The organism is Paenibacillus sp. OSY-SE (assembly GCF_000283315.1).
GTDB lineage: Bacteria > Bacillota > Bacilli > Paenibacillales > Paenibacillaceae > Paenibacillus_B > Paenibacillus_B profundus.
Genome location: NZ_ALKF01000171.1, coordinates 21,372 through 41,413, shown reverse-complemented (window position 1 = coordinate 41,413; position 20,042 = coordinate 21,372). Strand labels below are relative to the sequence as shown.

The 20,042-nt window shown below is 51.1% G+C and carries 19 protein-coding genes; 8 read left to right on the top strand and 11 right to left on the bottom strand.

Going from position 1 to position 20,042, the window contains the following annotated elements:
- Positions 1-54 precede the first annotated feature (54 nt).
- Positions 55-1,167 (top strand): citrate synthase/methylcitrate synthase, encoded by a 1,113-nt coding sequence (locus A372_RS0110740; protein WP_019420847.1) that lies wholly within the window; start codon positions 55-57, stop codon positions 1,165-1,167.
- Positions 1,168-1,207: 40 nt separating this feature from the next.
- Here A372_RS0110740 and A372_RS37320 read toward each other — a convergent pair whose 3' ends face one another.
- A complete protein-coding gene (locus tag A372_RS37320) occupies positions 1,208-1,381 on the bottom strand; it encodes a hypothetical protein (RefSeq protein ID WP_019420846.1) in 174 nt (57 codons plus the stop codon).
- 564 nt (positions 1,382-1,945) lie between these two features.
- Between A372_RS37320 and A372_RS0110725 the strand changes: the two genes are divergently transcribed.
- Positions 1,946-2,191: a hypothetical protein gene (locus A372_RS0110725; protein WP_157259509.1), complete on the top strand. Its 246-nt coding sequence runs from the start codon at positions 1,946-1,948 to the stop codon at positions 2,189-2,191.
- On the opposite strand, the gene A372_RS0110720 is transcribed toward A372_RS0110725, so the two are convergent.
- The gene (locus A372_RS0110720) at positions 2,175-2,477 is read right to left on the bottom strand and encodes a hypothetical protein (protein ID WP_019420843.1); all 303 of its coding nucleotides are present in this window, start codon (positions 2,475-2,477) and stop codon (positions 2,175-2,177) included. The genes A372_RS0110725 and A372_RS0110720 overlap by 17 nt on opposite strands.
- Positions 2,478-3,216: 739 nt before the next feature.
- On the opposite strand from A372_RS0110720, the gene A372_RS0110715 reads away from it, so the two are divergent.
- Positions 3,217-4,482: a Glu/Leu/Phe/Val dehydrogenase dimerization domain-containing protein gene (locus A372_RS0110715; protein WP_019420842.1), complete on the top strand. Its 1,266-nt coding sequence runs from the start codon at positions 3,217-3,219 to the stop codon at positions 4,480-4,482.
- Between the two features lie 203 nt (positions 4,483-4,685).
- The gene (locus A372_RS0110710; protein ID WP_026011002.1) at positions 4,686-6,503 is read left to right on the top strand and encodes a glycerophosphodiester phosphodiesterase; all 1,818 of its coding nucleotides are present in this window, start codon (positions 4,686-4,688) and stop codon (positions 6,501-6,503) included.
- An 81-nt stretch (positions 6,504-6,584) separates the two neighbouring features.
- Here A372_RS0110710 and A372_RS0110705 read toward each other — a convergent pair whose 3' ends face one another.
- Positions 6,585-6,890, bottom strand: coding sequence for an MTH1187 family thiamine-binding protein (locus A372_RS0110705; protein ID WP_019420840.1), 306 nt, complete (start codon positions 6,888-6,890; stop codon positions 6,585-6,587).
- A 273-nt stretch (positions 6,891-7,163) separates the two neighbouring features.
- Between A372_RS0110705 and A372_RS0110700 the strand changes: the two genes are divergently transcribed.
- Positions 7,164-7,412, top strand: a complete 249-nt coding sequence (locus tag A372_RS0110700) for a DUF1858 domain-containing protein (RefSeq protein WP_019420839.1) — start codon at positions 7,164-7,166, stop codon at positions 7,410-7,412.
- Positions 7,405-8,667 (top strand): DUF438 domain-containing protein, encoded by a 1,263-nt coding sequence (locus A372_RS0110695; RefSeq protein ID WP_019420838.1) that lies wholly within the window; start codon positions 7,405-7,407, stop codon positions 8,665-8,667. Before A372_RS0110700 ends, A372_RS0110695 begins: the two co-directional genes overlap by 8 nt.
- 379 nt (positions 8,668-9,046) lie before the next feature.
- Here the strand turns inward: A372_RS0110695 and A372_RS0110690 are convergent, their stop codons facing one another.
- Positions 9,047-10,684 (bottom strand): formate--tetrahydrofolate ligase, encoded by a 1,638-nt coding sequence (locus tag A372_RS0110690; protein ID WP_019420837.1) that lies wholly within the window; start codon positions 10,682-10,684, stop codon positions 9,047-9,049.
- Positions 10,685-10,858: 174 nt separating this feature from the next.
- A complete protein-coding gene (locus A372_RS0110685; protein ID WP_019420836.1) occupies positions 10,859-11,185 on the bottom strand; it encodes a hypothetical protein in 327 nt (108 codons plus the stop codon).
- A 142-nt stretch (positions 11,186-11,327) separates the two neighbouring features.
- On the opposite strand from A372_RS0110685, the gene A372_RS39530 reads away from it, so the two are divergent.
- Together A372_RS39530 and A372_RS0110675 are read left to right on the top strand one after the other, a co-directional pair.
- Positions 11,328-12,005 carry a TetR/AcrR family transcriptional regulator gene (locus tag A372_RS39530; protein WP_083858830.1) on the top strand — a complete coding sequence of 226 codons (678 nt, stop codon included), beginning with the start codon at positions 11,328-11,330 and terminating at the stop codon, positions 12,003-12,005.
- Positions 12,006-12,156: 151 nt separating this feature from the next.
- Positions 12,157-13,068 carry a DUF3895 domain-containing protein gene (locus A372_RS0110675; protein ID WP_019420834.1) on the top strand — a complete coding sequence of 304 codons (912 nt, stop codon included), beginning with the start codon at positions 12,157-12,159 and terminating at the stop codon, positions 13,066-13,068.
- Positions 13,069-13,166: 98 nt separating this feature from the next.
- On the opposite strand, the gene A372_RS0110670 is transcribed toward A372_RS0110675, so the two are convergent.
- The 6 genes from A372_RS0110670 to A372_RS33735 all read right to left on the bottom strand — a co-directional run bounded on the left by A372_RS0110670 (position 13,167) and on the right by A372_RS33735 (position 19,958).
- Positions 13,167-13,622: a MarR family winged helix-turn-helix transcriptional regulator gene (locus A372_RS0110670; RefSeq protein WP_407672880.1), complete on the bottom strand. Its 456-nt coding sequence runs from the start codon at positions 13,620-13,622 to the stop codon at positions 13,167-13,169.
- Between the two features lie 61 nt (positions 13,623-13,683).
- The gene (locus A372_RS0110665; protein ID WP_019420832.1) at positions 13,684-16,305 is read right to left on the bottom strand and encodes a helix-turn-helix transcriptional regulator; all 2,622 of its coding nucleotides are present in this window, start codon (positions 16,303-16,305) and stop codon (positions 13,684-13,686) included.
- A gap of 146 nt (positions 16,306-16,451) precedes the next feature.
- Entirely contained in the window at positions 16,452-17,426 is a 975-nt protein-coding gene (locus A372_RS0110660; RefSeq protein WP_019420831.1) for an ABC transporter permease, read from the bottom strand.
- On the bottom strand, positions 17,423-18,187 hold the full coding sequence (locus A372_RS0110655) for an ABC transporter permease (RefSeq protein WP_019420830.1): 765 nt from the start codon (positions 18,185-18,187) through the stop codon (positions 17,423-17,425). Before A372_RS0110655 ends, A372_RS0110660 begins: the two co-directional genes overlap by 4 nt.
- 11 nt (positions 18,188-18,198) lie before the next feature.
- Positions 18,199-19,137, bottom strand: a complete 939-nt coding sequence (locus tag A372_RS0110650; RefSeq protein ID WP_019420829.1) for an ABC transporter ATP-binding protein — start codon at positions 19,135-19,137, stop codon at positions 18,199-18,201.
- 173 nt (positions 19,138-19,310) lie between these two features.
- Positions 19,311-19,958, bottom strand: coding sequence for a sterol desaturase family protein (locus A372_RS33735; protein WP_019420828.1), 648 nt, complete (start codon positions 19,956-19,958; stop codon positions 19,311-19,313).
- Positions 19,959-20,042: the final 84 nt, after the last annotated feature.

Here is a 20,042-nt window from a genome sequence, read left to right as displayed (position 1 = left end):
CTTTAATCAATTTCATTGTATATAATAAATCATAATTTGTGGAGGAGGAAGATGATGGTTGACAAAGGGTTAAAGGGTGTAATTGCTGCCGAGACCGAGTTAAGCTTTATCGATGGAGATCAAGGTATTCTGTTGTACCGGGGATACGAGGCGAAGCAACTGGCCGTTCGTTATTCATTCGAAGAAGTTGCTTATTTGTTGTGGTACGGCTCTCTGCCTACACCGGCTGAGCTGACGGCTTTTAAGGCAAAATGGGTGCGCTATCGACAGCTTCCTGAACCCGTCATCCATTGTCTCAAGCAGATTCCTTCCGATATGGATTTGATGAGTCAACTGCGGACAGCCGTCTCCTCTCTGGGCATGAAGCCGTTCGAGGGAACACCGCAGGCGGATCATGCCATTGCATTAACGGCAATGATGCCTGCTCTTATCGCGAATCTGTATCGAGCTCAGAACGAACAGCCGCTTATGACGAGCATACCAACCAATGAATCGTTAAATCATACGGCCCATTACTTATATTTGCTGACAGGCGAGCTTCCGTCGGACGTTCACGTTAACGCACTCGAGGCGTATATGATTTTGACGATGGAGCACGGATTGAACGCCTCGACCTTCACGGCGCGCGTCATTGCATCCACCGAGTCGGATATCGTCTCAGCCTTGACCGGTGCTATCGGCGCCATGAAAGGCCCGCTGCACGGCGGAGCGCCGTCCGCGGTTACCGACATGCTGGAAGCGATAGGCACCCCCGAACGGGTGGAGCCGTGGCTGCGGGAGCAGCTGGAACAGCGCCGCCGCTTAATGGGATTCGGGCATCGCATCTACCGGACGAGAGATCCGCGCGCCGAGGCGCTGAAGCAGCGCATTGCGCTGCTGGAGTCTCACGATCCGTGGCTGAATCTTGCCCTTCTGGTGGAGGATACCGCCGTCCGGCTGCTGGCTGAATACAAGCCGGGGCGAGGGCTCTACACGAACGTCGAATTCTACGCAGCCGCCATCATGCGGGCCATCGGAATGCCGAGCGAGCTATTTACGCCGACATTTACCGCCAGCCGCACAGTGGGATGGACCGCTCATATTTTGGAGCAAGCCAGCGACAACGTCATTTACCGGCCGGAGGCCAAATATGTCGGACCGAGACATTCATCGGTGAACGTCTCCTAACGATGCAGGCACGGCGCTTCTGCGACAATGAGCTTACCGTTCATCGCCGCTTGGAAGCGCCGCGCCTCTTTTTACGTTCATGAAAGAGTGCTCCCAATCCATCGCAGGCGGGCTTCACGCCACCACGCCAGACGATTATGCGAGTCCGTACTCTTTGCACATTTCGCACTTCATCCATTAAATCTTCATCTGAATCTGTCCATTTCCCGTTCATGCCAGCTCCCCCTAATATATGCGATGTTTTGAAATGATCGTACAAGAAATGCCTGTACAGCTCCGAGACGGCGCGAGTCACCCGTATATTTATAATTGATGACTTACGTAAGGCCACAGCACGTGATGAGAAATCGATTAAGTTGATGGATGCTCAATGGATGCTCAATGGATGCTCAATGGATGCTCAATGGATGCTCAATGGATAATACTACATCGTTCCCCCTCTTGCTTCACTCTCCCATTTAATCAGAAACACCTTTAAAAAAGTCAAAAAAACCATTGCAGTTACTACGAATATGTGCACGTTCTGTATGACCTCGTGATTACATTTTTTGCGAGCAGGACTGTCAATGGACTGTAATTTGATAAATGTGGCGCTTACCGCAGCGGCCACTGAGTCCTCGCACACGCCCGGCTACCAGAATCTCTGCCACTATCAATCCTTGTACGCATTTGCCTATCTGAGTTTCGGCAGACAACCCTCTGATGTCGCGATTACTGCGATCCCTGAGCATGCGGGAGAGTGGACGCAAGGAGCAGATAACGAACTATTGGCGGCAGCATGGTTATCAATAATCTGTGCGAGTCACGAACGGCTTGCAGCCAACCGTTAATGAGCCCTCATCATCTCCGCGGCATCATCATCACCTGCATCAATCCGAATGCAGTGGCCGTCTTCTACGCTATCCGGGAAGGCATGCTGAAAGACATTTTCCACAAGGCAGGGAGTTCTTGCGACATCATCTGGATCGCAAGCAGCCCTTTGCGTTCGGAGTGGTCAGACCGCGAATTTACCGGACGATCGTAATCCGCCGCGCCTCTTGGCTGGCCATAATGCTGTCGTTGAGCAGCGTCAATCGCCCATCAGAGCGAGTCTTCTCACGCAACGTCTCAAGCCTGACTGCCGACTGCTCATGATTGAGCCAGGTCTCTGGTCCGCCATTAAAGAAATAAACCGATTGCCCATCGAAATTAACCAAATAGACGGTCATCAATTCAGGATGCCGAATAAAGAGCGGCTGAATGCCGTACTCGCGAATCCGTCCGCGCAGCCGATACACATCATATAGCTCGGCGCCAGCCGGTAAATCCATGAACTGCTTTATATCACGGTGCGTTATTGATAACTTGAGTCATGTGGTCTTGGAATTGAACGTCGAGTTCTGTGCTGGAAAGAGAAGTACGTAAATATCGTGAAATCCACAGGTTCCATCCGAGGTCGCCGCAAAGAAATGCGCAGGGCCTACGTACAGCCTTCCTTGAATGAACTCTAAGCCAAGCCTATAAGGAAAATAAAACCAACGTAATGAGGAAAATTATGTTCTCTTGTAAATTCGTTCCCCCTTTTCCTTACGCCGCAACCATACCGACACACAAATAGATATGAAAAAGCGAACGATTTCCTATTTAAATAGGATTCCGAATTGGAACACAATTGAGATGCCAGAATAACAATATATATGGTTTTTTTATCCACAAGCCCTTTTCCGGACAAAAACAATCGTCCTCTCGACGGGGACAATCTTAAACGGCTCCAATCCGCTCTGCTGTAAGGGTAGTATCACGTCAACTATTTCCTTCATACGGTTCCCATTCGTTCCTTGTCCTCTTGACAAGGACGAAGAAAGCGCTTTATATTGACATATTTTTTCTATAAAAAGGTTTTATACCCATAAAAGAATAATTCGATGTAAGAAAATTTATCACCCCGTGTAAAATAATCTTTTAACTTTTTTATGAATTTTGATAGGTTATGTATTTCAAAATACGCACGTTGACAGTATAATGTTTGAAAAGTGTTCCTATATAGCTTGAGAGGATGGGTGATGAGCCTTGGAAATTTTACAACGTGAACAATCAGAAGTGCTAAACCCGTACGAAATCGTACAGAAGCAAATTGACGCTGCGGCCGCAAAATTACAATTGCCTAAACATGTAACGGAATTGTTAAAAAAGCCCAAGCGCGTTTTGTCAGTGAGCTTTCCTGTTCGGATGGACGATGGTACGGTACGCATTTTTGACGGATACCGTTCGCAGCATAACGATGCGATTGGCCCGACAAAAGGCGGCATTCGATTCCATCCTGACGTTACGTTAGACGAAGTTAAAGCACTCTCGATGTGGATGACGTTCAAATGTGGTGTTGTGGGATTGCCATACGGCGGCGGTAAAGGCGGCGTCATTTGCGACCCGCGCCAGATGAGCAAGGGTGAGCTCGAACGCGTCAGCCGCGCTTTCATGGAATCTATCGCGGACATCGTAGGACCTGAGCGTGATATCCCGGCTCCAGACGTATACACCACTCCGCAAATCATGGGCTGGATGATGGATACTTACAGCCGGTTGCGCGGTCATTATTCTCCTGGTGTCATCACAGGCAAGCCGATTATTATCGGCGGATCGCAAGGACGGAATGCAGCGACCGCTCAAGGCTGTGTCTACGCCATTCAATCAGCGCTGGAAGATATCAGCCTGCCGATGGAGAAAGCAACTGTAGCGGTTCAAGGCTTCGGCAACGCTGGACGCATTGCGGCGCGCCTGTTGACCGACCTCGGAGCAACCGTAGTTGCGGTGAGCGACTCCCGCGGCGGAATCTATGATGCGAACGGCCTCGACTTGAACCGCGTCGAACAATTGAAAGATGAAGCGATAATCCTGGACTACGGCGTGCAATATCATATCAGCAATGAGCAATTGCTGGAGCTGGGTGTAGATATTCTTATTCCGGCAGCGCTTGAAAATGTCATTACGAAAGAGAATGCACCTCGCGTACAAGCGCGCATTATCGCTGAGGCGGCGAACGGTCCGACTACGCCGGAAGCAGATGCCATTCTCAACGAGAAAGGCTGCATCGTTATTCCGGATATTTTGGCCAATGCAGGCGGCGTGACCGTATCCTACTTCGAATGGGTGCAGAACTTGATGAACTACTACTGGAGCGAAGAGGAAGTCCTCGAGAAGCTGCAGGTCAATATGGTGAAATCATACGATGCAGTTCGTAATATGGCGAAAGAGTATGAAACTGACTTGCGTACGGCAGCGTACATGATCTCACTTCAGCGCGTTACCGAAGCTATGCGAGCTCGTGGCTGGGTATAATGGTGTAAAGGCTGTAATTTTGCCACAGCTTCAAAATAAATGAAGAGGCGCCTGCCCTTATGGGAGGCGCTTTTCCTGTTGCGATTCATGTCGAAGATGAGTTACCTCTGCTGGAAGGAGCAACATTTCATTTGGTCAGAAGCAGATCCTATTTTATAATGGAAATGATAAGAAATGATATCATGTTCAAAGGAAACTCTGTTATGACCAAACCTAAAAAGAAATCCCGATTTTTATCCTTTCAAACTACACGGGACATCCTGCAAGTATGGACGCATGCGCACCGCCCTTTTCTACTGTTCGAACTGGTATACAAGCTGATGACTATCGGACTGTTTATTCCTTTACTTTCGGTTATTTTTAACAAAGTATTGGATATTGGCGGCTTCGACGCTGCGGCCAATCATGATCTGCTCCGCTTCGTCTTCAGCCGCTATGGACTGCTCAGCCTGATCCTCATGGCGCCAGTGGCGATGATGCTCATTTATACCGAATTTGCAGTGCTCATCTACATTGCCTATTACGGCATGCAAGGAAAAAGAGCACGTATTCGCGCCGTACTGCTGAAGGCATTGTCACGCCTGCCTAGCTTATGGCGAATCGGAGTCTTCGGGCTATCGCTTTACTTGCTGCTCTTAATCCCGCTGCTTGATGTGGGCTTCGGTCCGTCCTTGCTGCCAAATGTCACAATCCCGAACTTTATTACTGGAGAACTGTTGAAGACCGGGCTCGGTACCATCATGTTCTTTCTGTTTTTTCTAATTATTCTCGTATTGAACTGCCTTTGCATTTATGCGCTGCCCATTCTCGTATTGGAAAATACGAACCGATTTTGGTACGCAGTTCGGAAGAGCGGCCGTTTATTTTGGAAGAGCAAATGGTCGATTGTAAAAGCAGTGTTGGAGTGGGTGCTCGTATTTGTACTTGCCGTCATTGTCTTGCTCGTCATCTTAATCGCGTTACTGTGGCTGCTCCCTGAAGACACGGGCATTCCGGCAGCCGCCGTTCTGGCACTTGGCGTCATAATAAGTATCGGTGTATATGCGCTCACCTTGGTGATGACCCCGCTATTCATTACACTTATTACCCGCCTGTACGTCAAATACGCGGGCAAGGACGCCGTCGCTATCGAGACGGATGGATTCAATGCTGCCGTGTGGGAAAGCAGGGAAACGCGCCGCAACTTTATTCAGCGCCACCGTCCGAAGCTGGCGACATTTGGATTGCTTGTATTGATCGCCGTCGGCTGGGGAGTATCGGCGCTGCTTACCGACGTCGGAGGGGCTAAGGATGAATTTATTATCATGGCTCACCGCGGGGATGTCTTGTCTGGGGTCGAAAATACGCTCGGCGCATTTGAGGGTGCCATTGAGGCCGGAGCCGATTATATCGAGCTGGACATTCTCCAGACGAAAGACCATAAGCTTGCCGTCATTCATGACGAAAATCTTAAGCGGCTCTCAGGGAAAAACGTCAATGTGTTTGACCTGACTTTGGATGAATTGAAGAAAATTCAGTTACGCCAAGATGGATTCGAAGGTTATATTTCCTCACTGGATGAGGTATTGGAATTTACGAAGGGACGCATCCGGTTAAATATCGAATTGAAGACGCACGGACACGAGCGCAATTATGTTCCCATCTTTATCGATACGGTGCGCCGCCATCAGGTGGAGAAAGACATCGTGGTGCAGAGCCTAGATTACGAATTGATTCAAAAAGTGAAGACGGCTGCCCCCGATTTGATGGTGGGTTACGTTATCTATGCAACTTTTGCGCAGCTTGGCCGCTTCGAGGCGGACTTCTTCGTCGTGGAGGAGGCTTTTGTAAGACCGCGATTGGTGGCTTCCGCCAAGCTAGCCGGCAAACCGCTGTATGTGTGGACCGTGAACGACCCCGAACAGGTAGAGCATTTCTATACGCTCGGCGTGGATGGCATCATCACGGATATCTCCGCGGAAGCGAGAGACACGATTGAGCTGCTGAACGAGCCTGCTGCCAAGACGGAGAACGAACCGTAACGCAATATGCCATATAACGAACAAAGCGGCGTCCCGGTTGCTTTGCGCTTATGCGCAAAGGCGGGACGCCGCTTCATCTCATTAAGCATTCAGCTTCTCTCTAACCGATTCAAGCTTCTGTACAACCGAAGACGCTTTGTCCCGGCGGTCGTCAATCTTAACAACGGTTGATACGCGCTTCGCCCCCGCTTGAAACGGACTCTCATGCAGGGCTTGTATGGCCGCAAACAATCGGTCGAGCGGACCTTCAATAATCGTCCCCATTGCAGTCAACTCGTACGTTATTCCCTCCACTTGGTCAATCGCCCGCTGCATATCAGCGACATAGCGGCTCAGGCTCGTAGAACCCGTGCCAACCGGAATTACGGTAATCTCGGCTATCGCCATATCCTCAACTCCTTTTCCTATGAGTATACATCCATCCGAAAGCATTGCTTGCATGATTTCCAACTGTCCGAAAAGTTGCTTTTGTCCTCATCATACCTCAACGTTCGTCTCACCTCAATTCCCCCTTCATTACACTGTCACTGACTTTGTGCGTACAATCACAAGTCGGATAGGTTATCCATGCTACTGTAGCATTACAGGTATGAGAATAGTTCTCATTCTTGTGATGTGCTGAACCTGTGTAATCCCTAATCCATTAGAGGTGCTTCTACCATGAACAAAACACTGGATTTGACGAAATCCGTTTACGACCTATGTACATCAGACCCTGACGTCATACGTATCATGCAGTCATTAGGGTTTGATCAGATGGCGAACCCCATTATTTTGAACACCGCCGGACGGGTCATGACCATTCCGAAAGGCGCAAAGGCCCGGGGAAAGGATCTGAACCACATTATCGGGACGTTCGAACGCGAAGGCTACCACGTTATCGGAAAGGAGCGGTCTCATCATGAGTGAAATGATTAATAATCGCGAGCAAGACAGCGCAGCATCCAACCACCACCGCCAGCAGTTGTTGAAGGAGATCATAAAGGAACTACATGATGGCAAAAGCGTAGAGGAAGTCAAAGCCCGGTTCGAAAAAGCAGTAGGCGACGTCACGGTGGCAGAAATCTCGGCAATGGAGCATGCTCTCATGACCGAGGAGGGCATTCCTGTCGAGGAGGTGCAACGCCTCTGTTCGGTTCACACGGCCATATTCAAGGGATCGATTCAAGAAATTCACCGTCCTACGCAGCCAGAAGAACACCCCGGTCATCCGGTGCACACATTCATGCTGGAGAATCTTGAATTGGAGCAGCTCGTTCAATTCAAGCTGTCCCTTCATACCGAGCGCTTCGCGCAGGACGGCAGTGAGCGGAACAGATTAAGGCTGCTGGAGGACCTGAATCTGCTGATGGATGTAGATAAACATTACAGCCGCAAAGAGAACCTGCTATTTCCGTATCTTGAGAAATACGGCATTAACGGTCCGACACAAGTGATGTGGGGCGTTGACGATCGGATACGCGCCGCGCTGAAGACGGTGAAGCAGGCGATTATCGACTATCCGCAGGACGGCAGCCTGGACAGGGGAACCATCGCAGCACAATTGCAGGATGTCATTCACGAAGTGAGCGAAATGATATTTAAAGAAGAAAACATATTATTCCCCATGTCACTGCAAACGTTAACCGAAGATGAGTGGCTGCGCATCGCCGCTGAAAGCGGGGATATCGGGTATTGCCTCGCCGAACCCGCCGGCGTATGGAAGCCTGAACGCGCGCCAGCCGCAGCAGAAGATACGGCCATAAGCAAAGGGTTCATCCGCTTGGACACCGGCGTGCTTTCCTTGGCCCAACTGGAACTGCTGCTGAATCATCTGCCCGTAGATATTACATTCATTGATGAACATGATGTCGTTCGCTACTATTCTCACGGCAAAGAGCGCATCTTTACCCGCACCAAGTCCGTCATCGGCCGCACCGTACAGAACTGCCATCCGCCGCAAAGCGTGCATGTCGTGAATCAGCTATTGGTCGATTTCAAATCTGGAGCGAAGGATGTGGAAGATTTCTGGATTCGAATGAAAGACAAGTTCGTGCTCATCCGTTATTTTGCTGTACGCGATGCGGACGGCCGTTATATGGGAACACTTGAATTTACGCAGAACATTGCGCCCATCCAAGCTATTGAAGGTGAAAAGCGCATTTATTCCGCAGTCCCGCAATAAATAAAAAGGAGGACGTCCCTTCGTCATCAATCCTGACTACCGGGACATCCTCTTTCTTATCGTTCACCAGCTTAAGCATCTCGCGCACGGCTAGGGTCATCGACACCATTGCGCCCGATTCAGCCTTCACTGATTCTCCCGCCTCCAACTGAATCACTAAGAGCGGAAATGCCGCTTTTTCTCACTTAGAGGTAAAATGAAAACGAGGACCTGATTATAAGAAACCAAGTCCTCAATCTGTAATTCACGTTTGGAGCTAGCAGCAAGCAGCGTTACACCTTCAGCAAGTTCACCCGTTCCTCCGCTCCTCCGTTCTCCGCTTCCCGCCCGAATCATTCCATACTTCGGACGTTTAGGAACGCTTTGAACGCTTCGAGCACTATAGAAGCCCGACGATACGATCCTGCCCGTCAAGCTTAATCCGCTCCGCCGCAGGGGCCTTCGGCATGCCCGGCATGGTCATCACTTGACCCGTATGCACGACAGCGAAGCCCGCCCCCCTCGACCAACGAATATCCTGAACTTCGATCGTAAATCCTTCTGGCGCACCGAGCAAGCTCGGCCGATCCGTGAACGAATACGGCGTCTTCGCCATGCAGACAGGCACATTCCCTGCTCCGCGGCGCGCGAGCTCCTGAAGGGCCCGCTTCGCTGCCGGGCGGTATTTCACCTCAGCCCCGCGGTAGATGCGTGTTACGATTGTGGCGATTTTGTCTTCGATCGTCATGTTGTCCGGATAGAGAAGACGGAAGTTCTCCTTCGCCTCCGATTGGTCCGCCAGCTCTGCCACCCGCTCCGCAAGCGCCCGGCAGCCTTCGCCGCCCTTATCCCACGCTTCCGAAATGACGGCTTCCGTACCCGCATCCCGGCATAAGGACATCACCGCCTCCAGCTCCGCTTCTGTGTCCGTAGCGAACCGGTTCACAGCCACCAGCACCGGCGCGCCGAACTGGCGCATATTCTCAATATGCCGCTTCACGTTGCAGAATCCGGCACGCACCGCCTCGACCTGCTCATGCGCAAGCTCCTGCTTCAGAACGCCGCCGTTGAACTTCATCGCCCGGACCGTCGCAACAATTACAATCACCGACGGGAAAAGGCCCGTCTGGCGGCATTTGATGTCCATGAATTTCTCAGCGCCAAGATCGGCTCCGAATCCCGCTTCGGTCACCACGTAATCCGCCAGCTTCAGCGCGTATCTCGTCGCGCGCACGCTGCTGCAGCCATGTGCGATATTGGCAAATGGACCGCCATGCACAAGCACCGGATCTCCCTCGATAGTCTGCACGAGATTCGGATGAATGGCGTCCTTCAAGAGCGCGCACATGGCATCGACCGCCTGCAAATCGGAGGCGGATACCGGATCGCCGCTATCGTTATACGCAATCACTATTTTACCCAGCCGTTCTCGCAGATCGTTCATATCTTCCGCAAGGCACAGAATCGCCATCACTTCCGAAGCGGTTGAAATCATAAATCCGTCCTCGCGCACCACTCCGTTGCTCTCGCCGATGCCGATGACAATGTTGCGCAAAGCGCGGTCATTCATATCCACAGCACGCTTCCACATAATGCGCGACGGGTTGATACGCAGTGCATTGCCTTGATGAAGATGATTATCCAGCAATGCCGCAAGCAAATTATGCGCCGAGGTAATCGCATGAATATCGCCGGTAAAGTGAAGATTGATATCCTCTGCCGGAACAATCTGCGCACTGCCGCTTCCGGTCGCGCCACCCTTCATGCCCATGCAAGGCCCAAGAGACGGCTCCCGCAGAGCGGCTGCCGCTCGCCGCCCGATACGATTCAGGCCTTGCGTCAGCCCGATCGTGGTCAATGTTTTCCCTTCCCCGGCCGGCGTCGGATTCATGGCCGTTACCAGAATTAGCTTGCCATCCGGACGGAGGGCGATATCGTCCCACACTTCACGTCCTAGCTTGGCCTTGTACTTGCCGTAAAGCTCAAGCTGTTCCTGTGCAATTCCTAGCTGTGCTGCCACGTCAACGATTGGTTTCATGATGCCTCCCGTAGGTTTCATTGGTAATATAGGTGACTCTATCTGCCTATTATTATACATGGTTGCGGTCACGAAGCTATACGTTCCCACACACGAAAAAAAGCCATGCCCAGGCTGCGGACCTTCGACATAACGACAAAGTGCCCGCTAACGGTACATGGCTTTCGGTTATAGTTATTCGTTGCCTCCGATGCGAATTGCAACGCCCCCGCCAATATGGATCGAGCTCTCGGAGGATTCAATGTGCAGGCTCCCATCCTCATTCGTATAAATACTTCCTTCCGGCGATTCAATCCGGAAGCCTCCATCTGAATCCGACTCAATGATGCCGTGCTTGGATTCCACACGAAAGTTATCCTGCGAGTCTGCCACAGGAGGCACGAATTCATTCGTTTCCGTTTGCGCAAACCATATCTCTTGCACTTGCTTGATCCCCATAATTAAACCTGCTGCAATAAGCAAGAGTGCACAGCTAACGGTCAGATAGCCAAACCGCTTCATGAACAAGCTCCCCTTCCTCATTTTAAATCATATGCACATATAAACGTAAATATCTTTTAACTCGACACATTCCAGTATAAGACAATCAATAAAACCGGCACTTCGGACTTAAGTCTAGTCTTATCTACATCTGTAGAGTGAAATGTGTGCTAGGAGGAGGACCAGTCATATTGACACGATGCATGAAAAATCTTACATTACGATTATGAAAAGAAATAGTAGATATAGAGTTCGAAAAACGTCCAATCGAGAAGTCGTTTTGCAGATCGCCTCACAGCTTTTTTTGACAGCTGGTTATCAACAGACGAGCATTGAAGATATCGTAACCGCAAGCCGGGTATCGAAGGCTAACATTTATTATCATTTTAAAAATAAGGAGGATATCCTGTTATCTGTTCTAGACCAGCTCATAAGCCACTATCATGAAGGCATCACCTCCATCATGTCCCAACATCATGTTCCGGTTATTGCTCGAATCGAATTCATTCTCCGCATGTTATCATACGAATCATTGCAACGAAATTGCCAAGCGGGTTGCCCTTTTCTCACCTTACATGCCCAGACCTCAAGAGAATGCGAACCCGTGCGGGATAAAATCCGACATTTCGTCCACCAGCAAACGCTCACCATAGAACAGCTTCTTATAGAAGGCAAGAGCAAGAACGAGCTTCACACTGCTCTTCCTGTCAAGCAGACCGCAGCGCTTATTATATCGCTGTGGGAAGGCGGACTGTTTCTGGCTCACGCCAGCGGAGACAGAGACTTCCTGCAGCATGTATTTGTCTCCTTGGAATGGATGCTCCGCGACCACCAACAATAGCTTCTCCCTCAAGATGGAATGGCAGCTTAACACGAAGCGTGGTAACCTTTTCTTAAGGACTTGTCTGATAGGAAAACGTTATAAGTGGCACTGCTGCTGCAAAGAAAAGCGCACGGAATGGATCAAGCTGCGCATTAAGGGGGGATAAAGCTTGATTTTAACTGTCGAGGAACGGGATTCCATTCTATCCGAACTGAATGAACAACAGCGTGATTTTCTGTCAAAACAATTGGTTCGCTCTCGGCGAACGGTGTTTGCCAATGCGATGGCCAAGGAAAAGGGCTTCCATATTCCAGAGAACGCTGATCCTGAAGACATTGAAGCTTTACTAGACGAATGGGTGTACACGGGGTATATTGACGCAGGATCAGTCTCTCCCGAGCTTCGTTGTGAATGTGGCCGCTCCCTTCGTTACCAGCACCAGGTCGAGCACAAAAAGACCGGTGAAGTCAAGAAATTCGGCATTGAACATTTAAAAGAACACCTTGGCATCGATGCTTCGATGGTATCCGCTATCAAGAAAGGGTTCGATGCGATTGACTATGAATTGGACGAAATGCTCATCAAAAGGAAGAGCGACTGGCAGCCCAATCCGGAGATGCTGGACATAGAGGGCTTGCCAGAAGATGTGATGTCCCATTTGAAGCTAGGTCTGCCTTTATTAGACCGGCAGGTGAAACGCCTGCGACAGCAGCCTCCAGCCCGTAAAGTATGGATCGATAATTACACCCCTCCTGTGCAGGAACCATCCTCCAATGAGGATATGTTGTTGGACCTGTTCACATGGCAGGAAGAACCGATGGCACCGAAGCCGTCAGCTGCATCATCTGGATTGCCGGCGTCGCTTCATGCTCCGATCCAGGCATATATCGCGGGCGGTGTGCGGAGTGCAAGAGTGATATGCGAGTTGCTCATACGGGAACAGCACGCTGATGAAGAGCGGTTTTTGACGGGAAAGCCTAAAATATTCATCGAGGTGTGCAGGTTCATCGAACAGAGCTATCCGAATGCATCCGTTCAAGCATTGGACAAAGAGGATAGAAGCTACTCCATTCCTGAATAATCCTTGATGGCAAGCGAAGACACGGCAGTTCGGCAGAGATCTTGACAGGCTGCTCCCACTAAGGGAACAGCCTGTATGGATTGCCGTTTATTCGCGTCTTACCCATTTGATATTCCTGCTGTGCTCAGATTGTGATGCATGTGCTGAAGGAAGCGCCTCAGCAGCACTTTTTCTTCCTCACGGAAGCCTGCAAAGCACTGCTCCTCAATCTGATGCACCACCTGCTCGACATGGCCGATAACGGCTGTTCCCTGTGGCAGCAAATACACGCGTGATACGCGCATGTCTACGCTATCCGCTCGCCGTTCAATGAGTCCGGACTTCTCCATCCGGTTCAGCATGACCGTAATGGTCGCCGGCTTCACCTTCATCTTATCGACAAGTTCCTTCTGACTGCGGCCATCCTGCTCGTGCAGCAGCAGAAGCAGCGGCATTTGCCCCGGATGGATCCCGGCATCTTGGACCATCCTCATCATTTGGTAGTTATATGCCCGTACAACCTGAGACAGGAGCACCTCGATAGAATCCAAATAAGTATCTTCCAAATGAGTCACCCCTTGTTTCGTCGGCGCTATCCTTGAATGAGGAGCATTCTAGCATAGTTGACGATCGAGTTCAATTGATGAGGTCCATGTGGCCCTCATCAATGAGTAAGCCGAGCTGGCGCGCCTTTTCTACTGCTTCGATCCGTTTGGATACATCCAGCTTGCCGTAAATGTTCAGCACATGCGTCTTTACGGTCGCTAACGAAATACATAACACTTCACCGATCTGCTTGTTCGACGCACCGCCCGCCATCACCTGCAGCACTTCCAGCTCTCGATCGCTCAGCAGCTTGCGCTCTTCACGCGGTGGCTGCATATAAGAGATCAGCTCCAGCAGAAATGCTCTCTCCGCCGCATTCAAGTCGTTGCCTAACGTATCCAGCAGCTTGCGAACATGGGGGAATGCAGCTGTCAGCACAAACGGGTAAAAATAGTGATTGGCGTAGCTGTAATGCACAGCTTCCCTCATCAGGTACAGCCTTTCCCGCTCGCGTGCCTGTTGACTGTTCCGCTCCGCCGGAGCTTCGTCCAGCAGCTCGAGCTTTAATAGCAAGGCCTCAGTCAACAGCACCTTCACCTTATGCTTGCGCGTTCGTTCTAACACATCGTCTGTCAATTGCAATGCTTGTTCCCATCGCTCTTGGTCAGCAAGCAGCCGGGCATAGACGAGCTTGTCTTCATAACGCATATAGCTGCCTTCACTCGCGCGTTCATTCATATGGGAAAGAAAACGATCCACCAGTTGGGTATCGACAGCTCCGACTAGACGCTGGAACTTCAAAAGCGAAGCGATCGTGGATGGCTGCTGATAATAATCGTAAGCGCACAGCTCCGCCAACCGTTCGGATGCCTCCCGCTTCTCGCCCCGCAGCAAATGAAGCTCAATCACGTTGATTAAGTAGCCCCGTTCCATAGATACATACGAACGCTCTGACTGCTTCCGCGCTTCGTTCAGCATCTGTTCCGCTTCGTTCAGGCGCATCGTCTTCAGGTAGATGCCCGCGACCCCGATATAACTGTTCATGCTAATCGCCGATAAATAAGGAGCGCTCTGCAATAAGGCAAATAGAGACGCATATACTTGCTCGCACTCCTTTAATTCGCCGAGCAATTCCTTCAACTGCCCCTTGAGGATGAGTGCAAAATAACGAATATACGGATTACTCGTCTGCACCTCCGACCGCAGCACGCGTTCAAGACCATTCAGCGCTTCCGCATACTGGTCCCTCATCATAAACATAATGGCGCCTGTAATATCGATGATTGTACGCGTACCTTCGCTTATCTCCGCCAGATCGAAGCTCTCCATGAGCGATGCGGAGGTCAGCCCTTCCTCCACCGCTTCATCCTCCAAGAAGAAGCGGTAAATGAATGTAAGGCGATCCAGCATGTCGCTGCGCCCGTTCTCCCGCATCTGATTCATCATCTGCGCGCATAGTTCGAACTCCATATTGCAGAAATGCAAAAACAGCCGTTGAAACAATAAATCAAAGCTGTCGGTCAACGCCGGAACGGGAATTTGACGCAAATAAGCCCAGCCGCGGACATTCGCTCCCCACTGCTTCAACAGCCGCATCGCCCCTTCATAGTCGGCGATACACAACCGATGCTTGATGCTCTCCTCCACGTCATCCCATTGCTCGAATATGTCGGCTGCCCGCATATGCAGCTCCCGCTGCCTCGGTTCTTCCCATTCGGAGAACTTCGTCTGCAAATAGGTGCCGAACAAGTGGTGGTAGCGGTATATTCCCTCCTGCTCATCAATCGTGATAATGAATAAGTGATGATCAAGCAGCTTGCTGAGAAGAGTACGCGCCTCAGACTTATGCAGCACAAGCCTGCATATAGACTCATTGAAGTAACCGAGGATGGAGGTCGCGATCAGGAACTCCCTCTCTTCCTCCGATAATGAATTCAATATTTCATTGGACCAGTACTCTAGCATGTACGGATTCAGCTCCGGCAACTCGGCGGAGGGCACATTTCGCTTCCGATGCAGAGCCAGCGTCATGAGCTGCATGCCGCCAACCCAGCCTTCCGCGCGCTCGATCAGCCGGCGCTCGATATCGGGAGCGAGCCGCACGCCAAGCGTATGCTCAAGGAAGTCCGCCGACTCTTCCGGCGTAAACCGCAGCTCTTCTTCGCGAATATCCATATACTTCCCTGACATCATCCACTCTCCGAAGTAGAGCGGGGGCGTCGTCCGGGTAAGCAAGATTAATCGAACCGAATCAGGCGTATGCTTCATGAAGAAGGACAGCGTATCCGTAATATCCGGTTCGTGAATGACATGAAAATCGTCCAAAATCAAGGTTAAATCCGTTACTGCTTGAAGCCTATTTACAATGATAACCAACATATTGTGAAGATCATGCTGCTGCGGCATCGCTTCCAGTCGTTCCGACAGCATTTCCCACTCCTCGCCCAAGTCTGCCCGCATCGCTTCCAGCATGTAATACCAGAATGTATACACATCGTTGTGTTCCGGCTCCAGCGAGATCCAGCGCACATGTTGCTGCGGATGCTCCGCCAGGAACGATGTTACGAGCGTCGTCTTGCCGCTTCCGGCGGCACCCTGAACGACGACGGCTTTGCATTCGGCCATCTGCTGCAGCTTATACGTCAACCTGCTTCGCATCACGTAATTGGCGCGGGGCGCGGGCGGCTTCAATCGGGTCGCTATCAGCTTCACACGTTCCACTCCTAACTCTGGCTTGGCAATCTGGGATCACTCTGGCTCCCATTCAGCGCTTCTGTCTTCTATCATACGGTGCTTGGCATGAACAGAGAAGCTTTTTTATCCATTAACCTCTTGTTCAAGTCCTTTTTGAGCACGCGTTAATAGTGCCCTGCCCGATATCGGCGCGCACAGACGGCCCAGCCCGCAATCATGAACGCAGCAACCCATGCGAGCACGTATGACAGCGGACCGATCCATTGGCTGATCGCAAGTCCTTGTTCCAGCTTCCCCACCACGCTCATCCACTGTGTCTGCGGAAGCCACTGTGTGATGTACTTCCACCATGTCTGCTCATTCGTCACCGCATATACCGTGCCGGACAGCAGGCAGGTGAGCACGGTGAGCGCTCCGCCGGTCATGACCGCATTGTCGCTGCTTCGGCACGCTGCCATCACGAATAAAGCGAAGCCCACGGCAAGCAGAACAGGGACGATAAGCAGCATAGCTATGGCGGGCAGGGAATAACCTAGCTCCAAGCCAAATCCGAGCCGTGCGGCACATATAATGACAACCGTCGGCACATAGAGCATGAGGAAGGCAACGAGACATTGCGCGCCAAGGTAAGCCTTCAAGCCAGCTGGAGACAAAGCCGTCCGCCGCAGCGTCCCGCTCTCGCGATCCTCGCCGAATAGCGTAAGAAACATGACGCCTTGCAGCAGCAGGATCATGAGCAGAAAGCCCATCATCGTCGTCCCAATGCCGCGTTGCGGCTCATCCGGTATCGTACCACCAGCCAAGACCTCCCGGATCTCGGCTTCCAGCTTCTCCCCCTTGATCGTCAACACCTCGAATGCGCCATCAACTTGCACCGTGATAATGCCGTCATATTTCTGACGGACGAGCGAGGATACAGGCGGCGCGTCGTGCACACTCTCCACTTGAAACCGCTCCAGGCCCGACAGACGGTCAAGCGCCCCGACGACAGCCAGCTTCACCTTCATCCCGCCGTAGTTGGCCAGCAGAACGGCCCCTGCGATCGCTAGTACAATCATGACGTACGTGACAAGCAAATAGGCTTTGCGGCTAGCCATTCTCTGCATATTCAACCGCATTAAGCATCCGAATGCATTCATACCATCTCCTCCGTTCGAAACGTCCATTTGCAGCCCAGCAGGAGCAGTGCAGTTCCGATCAACAACCCGCTGACCAGCGGTATGAAGCTCCACAGGCTTCCGTCATACACGATGCGGAACAGCCCATCCACCACCCATTTGACCGGCGAGAAGTACGATAACGTTTCCGCCGTCCTGCCCAAGCTGTCCCAGGAGAAGAAGAGTCCCCCCATCAAGGCAAGCACATTATTAACGACATTTAATATTTTGTTCGCTAATTCTTCACTCTTCCACAAGCAGCAGAACCAGACGCCAAATGCAGCCGAAAATAAGTGAAAAAGCGCCAGCGCGACGAATACGTAAACCGCATCTTTTCCTCCGAAATAAACGCCAAATAAGACAACGAGCAGCACCGCAAGCATCCCCATGCACAGGGTGGTAAATACAAAGGTCGCTAATATTTTGGATAAATACACCCACGATGTTCGAATCGGGGAATACAGCACTCGCATATTACTTGCTCTCAGCTTCCGTTCCATAAAGCTGTTGGATGCTGTCATAGATACATTCAGCGCATGAAAGACTAGCAGCGTAATACCGTAATAATCGTACGAAGTGACCGTGTCGCCATATTGTCCGCGCGTCAGATAACCGAGGATGAGAATGAGCAGCAGCGGGAACAACGTATTGGTGAGCAGCATCACAGGGCTGGTGAGCAAATTCATAAAGTCCCGCTTCCACAACATGCCGAACCCGCGGGTCGATTGAACAAATTGAGCCATCGTTCTCCCTCCTAATCCCGCAGCTTGCGACCGGTGAGCTGTAGAAATACGGCCTCCAGGCTTGCCGCCAAGCTTGTGAAGTGCTTTACTTTGATGCCATGGTTGACGAAAAAGGCCATTAATTTGTCCGTGTTCTCGATCCCTTTAACCGTAGCGATGCGCAGCAGATTGTCATGCTTCTCCACTTGCTTCACGCCATCGACGCGAAACAGCCGTTCTTCGGACAGCTCGCTTGCGTCTTCCAGCTCGACCTCAATCCACTTTTCGTCCCCCAGCAGTTCCTTCAGTTCTTCCTTCGTACCGGAAGCGATGACCTCTCCTTGATCGATTATAAGAATACGGGTCGAGATTTCCTCTACTTCCTCCATATAGTGGGTCGTATAGAGAATGGTGCTGCCCTGATCCCTCAGCTCCCGAATCGATTCCAGAATATGATTGCGCGAATGTGGATCGATGCCTACGGTCGGTTCATCCATAATCAATATTTCCGGACGGTGGGCAATGGCGCATGCCATATTGAGCCGCCGCTTCATTCCTCCCGAAAAAGTGCGCGGCTTATCGCCACGCCGGTCATACAATCCGACGAACTGGAGGGCTTCCGCAACCCGCTCCCGCAGCATGTCGCCCCGCAGCCCATACAGCGAAGCGAAGAACGTGACATTACCCTCTGCCGTGACGTCCTCATAGATCGCTAAATCCTGCGGCACGATACCTAGCTTGCGTTTATAATGGGACAACTGCTCCTCTACTCTCGTTCCACGGAACGAAATGCGGCCTTCATTGTAGCTCAGCACCGTGGACAAAATGTGAATAGCCGTGCTCTTGCCCGCTCCGTTCGGTCCAAGGAAACATAAGATTTCGCCTTCATGCACTTGAAAGGAAAGGTCCTTCAGCGCATGATGCTCGCCATATAACTTGGATACATGATTCATTTCCAACATCGGTGTCATGGATAATCCCCTCCTGAACCCATCGTACCGGAAAGGGAAACAACACAAATCAACCGAACGGTTGATTTGTGAGGTGGATATGAAAGATAGATAGGAATAAACGCCCATTAGCCGCTGTGGACGCTGGTTCAATATGAATCTACCCGGCCTACTCTTGCAAATAAGTGCTTACTTTATTTGGGATCAATTTGGCCACTTCTTCCGCCGATTTCCCCGCCCTTCTCCAAATCTCGCACCGTCTCGCTGCGCACCACCGTTTTCTCGTCTTTGTACGTACCCAACACTTTGTCCATGACCGGATTAGTGACGCCGAACCAAAAATGCTCGCTTTTGAAGTGATGCCACAAATGCATCTTCTTCATATAACGCCCCCATGGGGTAAGCGGCTGAATGGGACGATGAGCGCGAAAATGAACCCATTCATAATAGAGCAGATAGGCAATGACCCCAGTGACGGCCGCAAGCGTTAAGCTCCAGTCACTCGTAACAGCAATGGCGATGGCGCCAGCGACGGCGATGAGGGGAAAGCTGTACCAAACCGGCAAAAAAAGCAGCTTCAAGTTATTCGGATGGACGTGGTGATCGTAATGGAGACGTCTTAGCATGTTCCTGAGAAATGTGTTGCGCGGCGGCTTCAAATGAAAAAGGTAGCGGTGAATAGCGTATTCGCTGAGCGCGTAAGCAATCATGCCGGCAACGATAGCAAGCCATGTCGCCCCCCGCGCCAGGTGCGGTATCGTAAAGCCAAGACAGACGAGCCCTGCCGCGAGTGTGAGCATGATGTCGAAAAACGTAAAAAACTCTTTGACGTACACCCTCATCTGATTCATCCTCCTCCGATTTCAGACTGTACGTTTCTCCCCTTTAGCAGCACATGAGCCGTCGGATGAAAATCCAAGGCTCGT

Coding starts and splice junctions, on each gene's coding strand:
- A372_RS0110710 (WP_026011002.1), top strand. CDS start 4,686: ATGACCAAACCTAAAAAGAAATCCCGATTTTTATCCTTTCAAACTACA.
- A372_RS0110685 (WP_019420836.1), bottom strand. CDS start 11,185: ATGAAGCGGTTTGGCTATCTGACCGTTAGCTGTGCACTCTTGCTTATT.
- A372_RS0110690 (WP_019420837.1), bottom strand. CDS start 10,684: ATGAAACCAATCGTTGACGTGGCAGCACAGCTAGGAATTGCACAGGAA.
- A372_RS39530 (WP_083858830.1), top strand. CDS start 11,328: ATGTGTGCTAGGAGGAGGACCAGTCATATTGACACGATGCATGAAAAA.
- A372_RS0110695 (WP_019420838.1), top strand. CDS start 7,405: ATGAGTGAAATGATTAATAATCGCGAGCAAGACAGCGCAGCATCCAAC.
- A372_RS0110650 (WP_019420829.1), bottom strand. CDS start 19,137: ATGACACCGATGTTGGAAATGAATCATGTATCCAAGTTATATGGCGAG.
- A372_RS0110705 (WP_019420840.1), bottom strand. CDS start 6,890: ATGGCGATAGCCGAGATTACCGTAATTCCGGTTGGCACGGGTTCTACG.
- A372_RS0110700 (WP_019420839.1), top strand. CDS start 7,164: ATGAACAAAACACTGGATTTGACGAAATCCGTTTACGACCTATGTACA.
- A372_RS0110655 (WP_019420830.1), bottom strand. CDS start 18,187: ATGGCTCAATTTGTTCAATCGACCCGCGGGTTCGGCATGTTGTGGAAG.
- A372_RS33735 (WP_019420828.1), bottom strand. CDS start 19,958: ATGAGGGTGTACGTCAAAGAGTTTTTTACGTTTTTCGACATCATGCTC.
- A372_RS37320 (WP_019420846.1), bottom strand. CDS start 1,381: ATGAACGGGAAATGGACAGATTCAGATGAAGATTTAATGGATGAAGTG.
- A372_RS0110725 (WP_157259509.1), top strand. CDS start 1,946: ATGGTTATCAATAATCTGTGCGAGTCACGAACGGCTTGCAGCCAACCG.
- A372_RS0110740 (WP_019420847.1), top strand. CDS start 55: ATGGTTGACAAAGGGTTAAAGGGTGTAATTGCTGCCGAGACCGAGTTA.
- A372_RS0110660 (WP_019420831.1), bottom strand. CDS start 17,426: ATGAATGCATTCGGATGCTTAATGCGGTTGAATATGCAGAGAATGGCT.
- A372_RS0110720 (WP_019420843.1), bottom strand. CDS start 2,477: ATGGATTTACCGGCTGGCGCCGAGCTATATGATGTGTATCGGCTGCGC.